The following is a 12,641-nucleotide window of genomic DNA, read 5'->3' on the forward strand; positions in this document are numbered from 1 at the left end:
CCCCCCGATCCAACTGTGGGAGCTGGCTTGCCTGCGATGACGGCCTGCCAGCCGACGCCAATCTACCTGACACCCCACGATCCAACTGTGGGAGCTGGCTTGCCTGCGAAGACGGCCTCGCAGTCGACACCGTTATACCGAGTACATATCCATTCCTGCGGTAACGGCCACTTAGGGTTCCGCTCTGACAGCGGCTCACTTTTGAAAGGCGCAAAAGTAAGCAAAACGCTCTTGCCCCACCACTCGGCACCTCGCCTAGGCTCGGTGTACCCGTAATCCGCCAGTGATTTGGGGGGCCGCCGCCACGCGCCATCCATGGCGCGGGGCGGCTAAACCGGCATCCCTGCCGGTTTACCCCCCAAATCCCTGTCGAATTCCGGCCAGCGTGGTTTAACGGGGCGCCTGAGATCAAAAGCAGAGCAAGAGCAAGAGCAAGAGCGGCTCGCTTCGCATCGTGGTTACCGTTGGTCGTTGTAGAGCTGTATCGGGCAACTGATCCACCGCTATCGCAGGCAAGCCAGCTCCCACAGGGGATCGGTGCTTCTAGAGTTGGTTGAGGGGGATCTTCAGGTAGGTCACGCCGTTTTCTTCCGCCGGCGGCAGGTTGCCCGCCCGCACATTCACCTGGATCGCCGGCAGCAACAAGGTCGGCATCCCCAACCCTGCATCGCGAGTGGTGCGCATCTGTACAAACGCCGCCTCATCCACGCCGTCATGCACATGAATATTTCCCGCTCGTTGTTCCGCCACCGTCGTTTGGCACTTCGCTTCTCGACCCTCGGGCGGGTAGTCATGGCACACGTACAACTTGGTGTCCGAAGGGAACGCCAACAGCTTGCGCATCGACGCGTACAACTGCCGCGCATCGCCGCCGGGGAAGTCGCAACGGGCGGTGCCGACGTCGGGCATGAACAGGGTGTCGCCCACCAGGATCAAGCGGCCGTCGATCAAATAGGCCATGTCGGCGGGGGTGTGTCCGGGCACATGCAACGCCTGGGCCTTCAAGTTGCCGATATGAAAGATCTCATCCGGCGCAAACAGGTGATCGAATTGCGAGCCGTCCACGCGAAATTCCGGCTCCAGGTTGAACAGGTTTTTGAACACACCCTGCACCTTGCTGATGGATTCGCCTATCGCGATCTTGCCACCCAAGGTGCGGCGCAGGTAGGGCGCAGCGGACAGGTGGTCAGCATGGGCATGGGTTTCCAGCAGCCACTGCACCTGCAGGCCATGCTCACGTACAAAGGCGATGACCTTGTCGGCCTGGGCGGTGTCGGTACGCCCGGAAGCCGGGTCGTAGTTGAGCACCGAATCAACGATGGCACAGGGGCCGCCGTCCGCCTCATAAACGACGTAGGTGTAGGTTGACGATGCCTCGTCCAGAAAGGCTTGAATCAACGCTGGCATGGCGGCTGTCCCTGATGAAGAAAAAAGTGGTTACAATCAGTTTATGTTTACACATAATGTTTTGAGCTTAAGTGACACAAAGGACCCGAGGCAAATGGAATCTACTCTGAGTGAAGGCGAAGTCGCCCAGTTGCGTGCGTCGGCGTCCAAGGCATGCTCCTTGCTCAAGGCCCTGGCCAATGAGGATCGCCTGTTGATCCTGTGCCAACTGACCCAGGGCGAACGCAACGTCGGCGAGCTGGAAACCATGACCGGCGTACGCCAGCCCACGCTGTCACAACAGCTGGGTATCTTGCGTGACGAAGGTTTGGTGGCGACGCGCCGGGAAGGCAAATACATTTTCTACGGACTGGCCAGCCACGAAGTGATTCAAGTGATGAAGACCTTGTCCGGCCTGTACTGCGGCGCGGTCATAAAAAGCTGGGCGTGACGCCATACGGCCGCGACCCTTGTGTGCATTGAAGACAAAAGGCAATAGACCATGACCGACCAACACTGGGGCCCAACCATCAGTGCCGATATCGTTGTCATCGGCGGCGGCTCGGCGGGCATTGGCCTGCTGGCCAGCCTGCTCAAGCGCGACCCGCAGCTGAACATTACCCTGATCGAACCCAACGACTACCACTGTTACCAGCCGGCCTGGACCCTGGTGGGCGGTGGCGCCTACGACCTGACAAAGACCCGGCGCCCCTTGGCCGACGTGTTGCCCAATGGCGTCACCTGGGTGCAGGCAGCGGTCAGTGAACTGTTGGCGGATGAGCAAACCCTGGTGCTCGACAGCGGCCAGCGCGTGACCTGGAACAACCTGATCGTCTGCCCCGGCCTGCGTCTGGCCTGGGAGAAGATCGAGGGCTTGCAAGACACCCTGGGCCACAATGGCGTCACCTCCAACTACAGCTACCAGCATGCGGCCTACACCTGGCAACTGGTGCAGCAACTCAAGGGCGGCAAGGCGCTGTTCACCCAGCCGGCGATGCCGATCAAATGCGCCGGCGCGCCGCAAAAGGCCATGTACTTGTCCTGTGACCACTGGCTCAAGCAGGGCAACCTCAAGCACATCGACGTCGAATTCAACCTGGCCGGTGCCGCGTTGTTTGGTGTGGCGACCTTTGTGCCGCCATTGATGAAATACGTCGAGAAATACAAGGCACGCCTGGCCTTCAATGCCAACCTGATCAAGGTCGATGGCCCGGCGCGCACAGCCTGGTTTGAAGTGAAGGACGCGGAGGGCAACGTGAGCGTCGAAGAAAAAACCTTCGATATGCTGCATGTCGTGCCGCCGCAGGTGGCCCCGGACTTTATCCGCCAAAGCTTGCTGGCCGACGCCGCCGGCTGGTGCGAGGTGAACCCCCACAGCCTGCAACACCTGCGCTACCCGCATATCTTTGGCCTGGGGGATGTGTGCGGCACCACCAACGCCAAGACCGCCGCCGCTGTGCGCAAACAGATCGTGGTGGTGGCCGAGAACCTGCTGGCCCTGCGCAAACAATCGCCGTTGCCGCTCAAGTACGATGGCTACGGGTCCTGCCCGCTGACAGTGGAGAAGGGCAAGGTGGTGCTGGCCGAGTTCGGTTACGGCGGCAAGCTGCTGCCGACCTTTCCCCTCGACCCTACCCAGGCGCGGCGTTCGATGTGGTTCCTCAAGGCCACGCTGCTGCCGTGGTTCTACTGGAACGGCATGCTCAAGGGCCGCGAGTGGCTGACCCGTCTGAGCAAGGTGGACTGAATGCTGCTCGCCAGTTTTTTGGGTGTATTGATGGGCCTGGTCATGGGCCTGACCGGCGCGGGCGGCGGCATCCTCGGGGTGCCGGCGTTGGTGCTGGGGCTGGGCTTGACCATGACCCAGGCCGCGCCCGTGTCATTGCTTGCGGTGGGCGCGGCAGCGGCGGTCGGGGCCATTGATGGTTTGCGCCATGGCCTGGTGCGTTACCGCGCGGCGTTGCTGATCGCCTTGCTTGGCGCGCTGTTTTCGCCGTTGGGCGTGTTCGTCGCTCATCAACTGTCCGAGCCGGTATTGATGGGCCTGTTCAGTGCGCTGATGGTGTTGGTGGCCTGGCGTATGTTGCAGCGCGAGAAGGCCGAAACCGGGCCGAGCGATCATGGTTCTGCGTCGTGGGGCCAGAAAAACTGCATGCTCAACCAGCAGACTGGGCGCCTGGCCTGGACCGCCAAATGCAGCGCCACCCTGGCGGCGCTGGGGGCAGTGACCGGCGCCGTTTCGGGGTTGCTGGGTGTGGGCGGCGGCTTCCTGATTGTGCCGGCGTTCAAGCAACTGACCGACGTGCAGATGCGTGGGATCGTCGCGACCTCATTGATGGTGGTCAGCCTGCTGTCGCTGATCGGCGTGGCCGGTGCGTTTCATGCGGGGGTGAGCATCGAGCCGGTGGGCTGGGTGTTTATTGGTGCAAGCGTCGTGGGCATGTTGGCCGGACGTCGGTTGTGCTCTGTGATTCCTGCGCGTGCATTGCAAGTGGGGTTTGCCAGCCTGTGCGGGTTGGTGGCGATTGGCATGCTAGCCAGCGCGTTGCTCTGACGCGGTACCGGTGCACTGTCACGAAATCTTGTACTTGTTCGGGAACCTCCTCATTGAGCGCTGACACTCAGTGAACGGCCGCAAGCGCCGGACTCCTCGACTATGCACAGGCGTTTTATGACAAGCATTACCGCTGCAAGTACGCATCTTTCGCTTCCCCTGCCGACTGATGAACATCAGTCATCGACTGTGGCCGACGGCGTCGACACCTCAATGACGCCCCCTCGACTCAGACCAGACAGGCCGTCACCCAGCAGCCCAGCCCCCTCGCTGGGTAATCTGGGAGGTGCATTATCCTGGCCGGTTCCCTTGAGCGCAGACGAACAGCGGCGCTTGCGTCTGATCACGATGAATCACCAGCACGCCCTTGGCGATCAGCCGCTGGTGATGCAAACCCAGGGTGGCGTGCTGGAGTTTCTGCGCTATCACCAGCCGCTGCCGGCCGAGGCGGGCAACGACCCGGCTAAAATACTCCAAGCGCTGGTCAACTCCCCGCAAGGGCAGTTGATGGGCAAAGCGCTGCAGCAAACCATGCAAGGCATTGACAGCGACAGCAGCGCGAGCGATTACCTGCTGGCGGCTATCGCCCTGCAGATGGACCCTGAGTCGATCACCGCGCCTGATCGCACCAAGGTCGCCGGGTTCGATCTGGGCAGTGACACGCATGCAGGGCACCATGCCTCCACGGTGGTGGCTGGCTTGGCCGAACACTTGAGTCGCACAGGCAAAACCAGCGCGGCATTGGCCAACGTCGGTGCATACCTGCTGCTAGCCAGGTCAGCTCCGCAGTTTCTGATCAGAGACATTCCCCCGACGGTGAAAATCGGCAGCCAGGCCTGGGCCAGCCTGACGGTTGCAGCGATGACGATCGAGGCGCAGGCTCCGGGAAAAGTTCGCGGCATGACGTTTGCCCAAGTCATGAGTGAGGCCGATAAGGCGCGACTGCTTGACCCCGCGATTACCCAAACGGCACAAACGGCCGCTTTGCTGGATTGGGCAATCACCAATCGAGTGCTCGCCAAAAAAAATGACGGCAACTACCTCCCCGCTGAACTCGAATCGGCAAGGACCGCATTCAACGCGCAACTGGACACCCGGCTCGCCGCCTCCCAGGCACTGGACGACGCATTGCCCACGCGAAAAGAGATTGCACTGGCCAGGCTCAAGGAGCGATTTGGCGACCTGGGCGCGTTTTTCGAAGAAAAAGTATTCGCGATTGATCAGCACTACGTGGCGATTGAAGGGGGAGGCATTTCGCTATTGGATATCGCCATGATCGACTGGCTGGAACCCAGGCCCTTCAAGGCGCATGAACCCAGCAGTTCACTCAAGGGCAATGCCCTGCAAAAGGTGTTAACGGCGTTGAACGCTAACCCACAGTTTGGCGTGCCGGCTGAGTTTGAACGGCAATTCAAACGCGCAATCGAGGAAAAAAAGGCGGCCGTCAATACAACGGTCAGGCACATGATTTCGCAACTACCCTTGGAGGATCGCAAGCACTTCGAGTTTGGAAAAATCAGTTTTTTCCAAGAAGGCTCCTACGTCATGGATGGCCATTTCAATAATACTTATGATCAAAATCAACCCGGGCTGCTAGTCAAGACCGAACTGAACGGTGAGTCGCAAGCCTACGTCATCAACTTCAATCATGGCTCGATTGAAAGGGCGGGCTTGTACGAGGTGAGGGTCAAGGAGTCCAGAGAAGGCAAAAAGGTCTTTACGACCAAAGCGTTCACGCCCCGGCATAACGCCGATGACCTCGGTCGTGAGCGCCCGTTGAGCAACGCCTTGTGGGACAGCTTTACCAGCGCTCGCTCCGATGCGATTGCCACTGCGTTTGTCGAACACCTGGAGCTCGACGATCCGGCGATCAAGCAGCAAGCCCGTGGGCAGACCGCCTTGGACACGGCGAACGCGCAGTTGAGCGAGTTCTTGTTGAACCTGATCCCGTTCAGGTCCGCCATCGTCAATTTTCAGAACGGCCAGTACGGCGCGGGGGCATTCGATCTCTTGCTGGATGTGTTCGGCTTTCTGACCGCCGGTACCGCCACTGCGGGGAAACTGCTCAAGGTCGGCCGCTCGGCGCTGTCCGCCGGTGCCAAGGCATTGCGGGCGGCCAAGGTCATCGGCGTGGCCGCGATTGACGTACTCAACCCCGTGGGCGGGGTGGGGGATTTGCCTCGGTTGGTGGCCTCCGGTGGTCTTTATTTGCTGTCCAAAGGCGTCAAGGCCGTGAACACGCTAAGAGGCGCCACCGGCAGTTACGACGTGTTGAAAACCATCAGCAAACAGTACGACGCCGCCGCAACGGGCACCGTGAAGGTGGCGGGCCAGACGGTGGAGGGCGCCGCCGTGCTCAAGGGTGGCAAGTGGTATTCGTTCGATGCTGACACCATGCGACCCTATGGCAGCCCGCTTGAAGAGTTCAGGGTTGCGACCCAGGCTGTCGCGGGTGAGGTAGAGGCTGCCCACATCGATGAACTGAGCCATGAGGTGTTCGGGCACTTTAAGGTGCCCGAATCTCAAATCGCGGGGCTCACACGCAACAGTCAGGGCGTGTATGTAGCCGCCGATGGGCACCTGTCGCACATACGCCATACCGACAGCAACGGTGAGACCGCGGTGTACGAGGTGCGCCAGGTGTCCCGCACGGAGGACGGCGCCGTGCAGGCTCGGGTGTATCACAACAACCGGCAAACCGAGTTGCTGGTCCAGCATGTACAGGGTGACCAATGGCAGCGCTTGGGGGCGCCCGGTGGCGGGCAGATCACGGCTGAACATTTGCGGGCCTGGGAGGCGTTGCCGCGCCAGGAGCAAATAAGGCTTACCCCTAAGGGCTTTGCCCGACAGCACCAACTGCCCTGGAAAACGTTTGAGTACTGTGTGAACGCTGACGGTCGACTGAGTGAAACCGGCTTGATCGTACGTAACCGGCCCGCCGACACCCCGTTCAACAAGGTGACCCAAGCGCATATCCAGAATTGGCAAGGCATGACTCAGCAGGAGCGTGGTGAGATGACCATAGACGGGTTTGCCTGTCATCATCACCTGAATTCGCATACGCTCAAAAATTATGTGCGGGCAGACGGAAGCTTGGGACCCGAGGGTGCAGAGCTATTGGGCAGGGCTGCCGGTGCTGCCTATGAGGTCATTACCGATGAGCATCTGCACCAGTGGCGCAGGCTCTTGGCGCAACCGAACAACGTGGTGACGCAAGCGCAGTTCATAAGCCAACACAGGCTCAGCCCAGGCAGTTGGAGTCGCTTCGTTAAAAAGGATGGTTCCTTGAAAGAGGCGGCGGTGCGACGCCTCAACCAGGCAGCGCAAAACACCGCGCTTGCCCCCACGTTCCAGACTTCGGCACGCAAACAGATCATCACGGGTGAACATCTACGCGAGTGGGAGGCGTTGTCGCCCGCGCAACAGCAAAGCGTTACCCGTGAGGGCTTTGCCCAACAGCGCAACCTCTCGCCGAAAACCTTTGTCTACTACGTGCAGGCTGACGGCCAGTTGAGCGATACCGGCAAGATTGTGCGCGACCGCGCGGCCAATACACCCTTCAATACGCTGACTGAAACGCATATCCGCGATTGGCAAAGCAAGACACAGCAGGCGCGTGACGCCATGACCATGAACGGGTTTGCCGGTCATTATCACCTTAATCCGAGTACGTTCAAAAATTGTGCGCGACAAGATGGCGGGCTGGGGCCGTCCGGTGAAGCGTTATTGAACAGGGCCGCCGGCCGCACCTATACCGCGCTGACCGATGACCATTTACGCCAGTGGCGCGGGCTCTTCGCTCAACCGAACAACTCAGTCACGCAGTCGCAGTTCTTGAGCCAACATGACCTCAATCCAAACACGTGGGCCCAGCACGTTAAAGCCGATGGTCTTTTAAAGGCAGCGACCGTGCAACGCCTCGATGGGGCAGGGCAAACTACCGCGCAGCTCCCTGCGCCCGAGCAACCTGCTGCAGGTTCGTCACGAAAACGGCCTGCGCAAGACCCTCTGGATCCGCCGCCGCCGAAATCTTCGGGCTTGAACAAACCCACCGATACACCACAGAACGAAGAGATCCCTGGTTCATCTACGGATGTCGTCGTTATCAAGGTTGAACCCACCGTTTCTCCTCCATTGCCTCGTCATCAGATCGACAACACCTTGCCGATTCTGCAGGATCCGACGAACCCCAGGCTCAGCTTGACCCAATCGCTTGAAGGCCCTGTCGATGAAATCCGTATCGCTCACTGGAATGGTGTGCTTGACGGCCTTGATAGCGCCAGCAAGGCGCGCGTTTCAGCCCAAATCAAGGCGTCGATCAAAGACTGGCTGCGCACCGAAGGTCGGCACCAGTCTCGGTTTGATGAGGTTATGGAGGTGGTCACGCCGCTGGACGATGGTGGACCGGCTCGCGGCGCTTCGGTGTGGGCGCGGCGTGATATTCCCCAGTTTGAAGTGCTTGGCCCGTATGCCGGCAAATACCATGCAGACGAGGCGTCGTTGTTCCAGGAGCAACGTAAGCAAGGTTCACGGGCTGTGCTGACGTACCTGTTCGGTACACGTTCGGGCGTACGCACGGTGAGTGGGCTGCACACGGGCAACACCCTGAGCCTGATCAATACCTCGCAACTGCGCAATGGACCCGCGTGGAAGTCGAACAATGTCGTTTCCGTGGCGGTCGGGAAAAACCTGACGTTCTATGTGGCGCTGAAGGACATCAAGAAAGGTGATGAATTGCTGCTCGATTATGGGCCGTTCTATAACCCTGTGCCTGAGATAGCGATCAAGCCGGACCGCGATCATTGAGGTGAGCCGCTCGGACGTTTGAAGATCAATTGTGCGTTCGACATGGAAAGATGAGCGCTGCTCAGGTTTACTACTACCTGAGTAAGCGCTTCACCGACCTTGCACGTCGGCTCATCAAGGTCACCGAATGGATAAATACACCCCCCACACCTGGCAACCCCACGAGCGACCGAGCCTGCCCGGCTCGCCGTCGACGCCGTTGCACCCGACCCATAAGCGCTGGTTGTTCGCGCTGGTCGGCTTACTGGTGGCGATTACGGGCGGGCTGGGCAACGCCCTGGTCATCGCCAACCTGCAATACCTGCAAGGTGCCTTGGGCGCGACCACCGCCGAAATGGCCTGGCTGCCCGCCGCTTATGTCATGACGAATGTGTGCATGAACCTGCTGCTGGTGAAGTTCCGCCAGCAGTTCGGCCTGCGCGCGTTTACCGAGGTGTTCCTGGTGCTCTATGCCCTGGTCACCTTCGGCCATTTGTTCGTCAACGATCTTAGTTCAGCTATCGCGGTCAGGGCCGCCCACGGCATGGTCGGCGCGGCGCTGAGTTCCTTGGGTTTGTACTACATGATTCAGGCGTTCCCGGCCAAGTGGCGTTTGAAAGCCCTGGTGCTGGGATTGGGCGCGGCGCAACTGGCCTTGCCCTTGGCGCGGTTGTTCTCCGAGGACTTGCTGCAAATTGCCGAATGGCGCGGGCTGTACCTGTTCGAACTGGGCTTGGCGCTGATCTGCCTGGGCTGTGTGTTCCTGCTCAAGCTGCCGCCGGGCGACCGTTTCAAGACCTTCGAAAAACTCGACTTCCTCACCTTTGCCATCCTCGCCAGCGGCGTGGCCTTGCTCTGCGCGGTGCTGTCCCTGGGCCGGATCGACTGGTGGCTGGAAGCGCCCTGGATCGGCGTGGCCTCGGCTTGTTCCCTGGTGCTGATCATGACGGGGCTGGCCATCGAGCATAACCGCAGCAACCCGATGCTGATGACGCGTTGGCTGGGCAGCGGCGCGATGATTCGCCTGGCGTTGGCGGTGGTGCTGATTCGCATGGTGCTGTCCGAGCAATCCACCGGTGCAGTGGGGTTCATGCAGATGCTGAACATGAGCTACCAGCAGATGCACACGTTGTATGTGGTAATGCTGGCCGGGGCGATTGCCGGGCTGGTGGTCAGTGCGCTGACGATCAACCCGGCGCACCTGCTGATGCCATTGATCATTTCCCTGGCGTTGATGGCGGTGGGGTCGGTGATGGACAGTTTTTCCAGCAACCTGACCCGTCCGCAGAACCTGTACATCAGCCAGTTCCTGCTGGGCTTTGGCGGCACGTTCTTCCTGGGGCCGACCATGGTGCTGGGCACCAAAAACGTGCTGACCAACCCGCGCAACCTGGTGAGCTTCTCGGTGATGTTCGGGATCTGCCAGAACCTCGGCGGCCTGATCGGTGCGGCGTTGCTGGGCACCTTCCAGATCGTGCGCGAGAAGTACCACTCCAGCATGATTGTCGAGCACCTGACCCTGCTCGACCCCCGTGTAGCAGCCCGGGTGCAGAGTGGCGGCTCGGCCTACGGCGGCATCGTCGCCGACCCGGAACTGCGCAACCTCATGGGCATCCGCAGCCTGGCCACGGCGGCCACCCGTGAGGCGAACGTAATGGCTTACAACGATGTCTTCATGCTGATCGCGATTATCGCGATCCTGACCATGCTGTGGATCTTCACCCGCAGCCTGTGGCTGATGAGTACTACCAAGGCAACTCCTCCTGTTCAACCCAGCGGCGCGACTTCATGACTGAACCTTCAACCACCACCACTACCGCCATCGCCGCCACACCGGAAGGCAGCACACCGCCGGGTGCCGTGCCTACCGAGTTGCGGCCTTTGCGGGTACGCATTATCTCGTCCCTGGGGTTTGCCGCGATTGCCATCATCGGTGTGCTGATCGTGTTGTACGCCTGGCAATTGCCACCTTTCAGCAGCGCGGTAGAGACCACCGAGAACGCCTTGGTGCGTGGCCAGGTGACGATTATCGGCCCACAGCTCAGCGGCTATGTCTATGAGGTGCCGGTCCAGGACTTCCAGTACGTCAAGGCCGGCGACCTGCTGGTGCGCCTGGATGACCGCATCTACAAGCAGCGTCTGGACCAGGCACTGGCGCAACTGGCGGTGCAGAAGGCTTCTTTGGCCAATGTGGTGCAGCAACGCAACAGCGCCGAAGCGACGATCCAACTGCGTCAGGCCGCGTTGGTCGACAGCCAGGCCCAAGTGCGCAAGAGCACGGCGGATTTGCGTCGCAATGAAGAGTTGATCAGTGATGGCTCGGTGTCCAAGCGTGAGCTGGATGTGACCCGTGCCGCGAATGCGCAGACCATCGCGGCGGTCGCGCAGGCTCAGGCCAGCCTGGAAATTGCCCGGCAAGACCTGCAAACGGTGATCGTCAATCGCGGCTCCCTGGAAGCTGCGGTAGCGAGTGCCGAGGCGGCAGTGGAACTGGCGCGGATCGACCTCTCCAATACCCGCATCACGGCACCCCGTGATGGCCAGTTGGGGCAGATTGGCGTGCGCCTGGGTGCCTACGTCAACTCAGGTGCACAGCTGATGGCCTTGGTGCCGCCGCAGCTGTGGGTGATCGCCAACATGAAAGAAACCCAGATGGACAATGTGCAGGTCGGCCAGCCGGTGACGTTTACTGTGGATGCGTTGAACCACCGCAAGTTTCACGGCACGGTGCAGCATATTTCCCCGGCGACCGGGTCTGAGTTCAGCCTGTTGCAGGCAGACAACGCCACCGGCAACTTTGTGAAGATCGCCCAGCGTGTGCCCGTGCGGATCACGGTTGACCCTGATCAGGCGCAGATCGAGCGGTTGCGGCCGGGGTTGTCGGTGGTGGTAAGTATCGACACGGCGGGGCGCCTCAAGAACAGCCCTCCCTGACCCCGCACGGTAGGGCTGGACTTCAGGCTGGCATTGAGTTTTGTGAAGCCTTGGCCTACAACCGAGTGCCTGGTCAACGCGGCAAGTGGGGATGCCGCTAGAGGGTGAACAGAGGTTCGGGCAGCCCTGCAACGCCGGGGTTGAGGGCGAATACGCCGCCGGACAGGGACTGTTCACTCGGGTCGTCACGAATCGAGGTGACGAACAGGGTGTCCAGGCGGCTGCCGCCAAAGGCGCACATGGTGGGTTTTTTTACCGGCACGCTCAGGGAGCGGTCCAGGCGACCATCAGGGCTGAAACGGTGGATCAACCCCGCGTCGTTGGCGCAGATCCAGTAGCCGCCGTCGGCATCCACGGCGGCGCCGTCGGGGCGACCGGGGTAGGGGCGCATGTCCACGAACACGCGGCGATTGGACGGCGTGCCGGTCTCGGTGTCGTAGTCGAAGGCCCAGATGCGCTGCACCTGCGGGTGCGAGTCCGAGACGTACATCGTGCGGCCATCGGGGCTGAAAGCCAGGCCGTTGGGCGTGATAAATCCTCCCAACTGCGCGTGGGGCGCAACGCCCGACACGTAGCGGTAAAGAGTACCCTCGGCCGCATTGGCGCGCATGTCCAGGACCATGCTGCCGGCCCAGAAGCGGCCCTGGCGATCACAGCGGCCATCGTTCAGGCGCATATCCGCGCGTGGGTGCTCGACATGGGCCTGGGGCGTGATGTCGAGGCTGCCGTCGTTGTAAGGGGTCAGTTGGAAGAAGCCGGTTTCCATCCCGGCTACCCAGTTGCCCGCCGTGGTGCGGGCAATGCAGGCGAGCATCTGTGGGGTTTTCCACGTGGCGACGTGGCCGTTGGAAGCGCTCCAGCGTTGCAGGCCACCGTTGGGAATATCCACCCAGTACAGGGCATTCTCTCCAGGCACCCATACCGGGCATTCCCCCACGGCATTGCGGGCGTCGACAATCAATTCGGCACTCATCAGCATGCA

General features: G+C 60.8%; 8 protein-coding genes. 6 read left to right on the forward strand and 2 right to left on the reverse strand.

Annotated elements, in window-relative coordinates; translation table 11 throughout:
- Positions 1–543: 543 nt before the first annotated feature.
- Positions 544–1,407 (reverse strand): MBL fold metallo-hydrolase, encoded by an 864-nt coding sequence (locus M5B43_RS23750; protein WP_248752351.1) that lies wholly within the window; start codon positions 1,405–1,407, stop codon positions 544–546.
- Positions 1,408–1,501: 94 nt separating this feature from the next.
- Here M5B43_RS23750 and M5B43_RS23755 point away from each other — a divergent pair, with 94 nt between their 5' ends.
- The 6 genes from M5B43_RS23755 to M5B43_RS23780 all read left to right on the forward strand — a co-directional run bounded on the left by M5B43_RS23755 (position 1,502) and on the right by M5B43_RS23780 (position 11,659).
- On the forward strand, positions 1,502–1,837 hold the full coding sequence (locus M5B43_RS23755; protein ID WP_017136253.1) for a metalloregulator ArsR/SmtB family transcription factor: 336 nt from the start codon (positions 1,502–1,504) through the stop codon (positions 1,835–1,837).
- A gap of 51 nt (positions 1,838–1,888) precedes the next feature.
- Positions 1,889–3,133: an FAD/NAD(P)-binding oxidoreductase gene (locus M5B43_RS23760; RefSeq protein WP_248752352.1), complete on the forward strand. Its 1,245-nt coding sequence runs from the start codon at positions 1,889–1,891 to the stop codon at positions 3,131–3,133.
- A complete protein-coding gene (locus M5B43_RS23765; RefSeq protein WP_248752353.1) occupies positions 3,134–3,940 on the forward strand; it encodes a sulfite exporter TauE/SafE family protein in 807 nt (268 codons plus the stop codon).
- A 309-nt stretch (positions 3,941–4,249) separates the two neighbouring features.
- Positions 4,250–8,746, forward strand: coding sequence for an SET domain-containing protein-lysine N-methyltransferase (locus tag M5B43_RS23770; RefSeq protein ID WP_248752354.1), 4,497 nt, complete (start codon positions 4,250–4,252; stop codon positions 8,744–8,746).
- A 127-nt stretch (positions 8,747–8,873) separates the two neighbouring features.
- Positions 8,874–10,517: an MFS transporter gene (locus M5B43_RS23775; RefSeq protein ID WP_248752355.1), complete on the forward strand. Its 1,644-nt coding sequence runs from the start codon at positions 8,874–8,876 to the stop codon at positions 10,515–10,517.
- On the forward strand, positions 10,514–11,659 hold the full coding sequence (locus M5B43_RS23780) for an HlyD family secretion protein (RefSeq protein ID WP_248752356.1): 1,146 nt from the start codon (positions 10,514–10,516) through the stop codon (positions 11,657–11,659). Before M5B43_RS23775 ends, M5B43_RS23780 begins: the two co-directional genes overlap by 4 nt.
- Before the next feature lie 97 nt (positions 11,660–11,756).
- Here M5B43_RS23780 and M5B43_RS23785 read toward each other — a convergent pair whose 3' ends face one another.
- Positions 11,757–12,632, reverse strand: a complete 876-nt coding sequence (locus M5B43_RS23785) for an SMP-30/gluconolactonase/LRE family protein (RefSeq protein WP_248752357.1) — start codon at positions 12,630–12,632, stop codon at positions 11,757–11,759.
- Between the last annotated feature and the right edge of the window lie 9 nt (positions 12,633–12,641).

Source organism: Pseudomonas sp. MWU15-20650 (genome assembly GCF_023242475.1).
Lineage (GTDB): Bacteria > Pseudomonadota > Gammaproteobacteria > Pseudomonadales > Pseudomonadaceae > Aquipseudomonas.

Bases quoted from the DNA above. Each gene is read 5' to 3' on its own strand.
- M5B43_RS23750 (WP_248752351.1), bottom strand. From the start codon at position 1,407: ATGCCAGCGTTGATTCAAGCCTTTCTGGACGAGGCATCGTCAACCTAC.
- M5B43_RS23755 (WP_017136253.1), top strand. From the start codon at position 1,502: ATGGAATCTACTCTGAGTGAAGGCGAAGTCGCCCAGTTGCGTGCGTCG.
- M5B43_RS23760 (WP_248752352.1), top strand. From the start codon at position 1,889: ATGACCGACCAACACTGGGGCCCAACCATCAGTGCCGATATCGTTGTC.
- M5B43_RS23765 (WP_248752353.1), top strand. From the start codon at position 3,134: ATGCTGCTCGCCAGTTTTTTGGGTGTATTGATGGGCCTGGTCATGGGC.
- M5B43_RS23775 (WP_248752355.1), top strand. From the start codon at position 8,874: ATGGATAAATACACCCCCCACACCTGGCAACCCCACGAGCGACCGAGC.
- M5B43_RS23780 (WP_248752356.1), top strand. From the start codon at position 10,514: ATGACTGAACCTTCAACCACCACCACTACCGCCATCGCCGCCACACCG.
- M5B43_RS23785 (WP_248752357.1), bottom strand. From the start codon at position 12,632: ATGAGTGCCGAATTGATTGTCGACGCCCGCAATGCCGTGGGGGAATGC.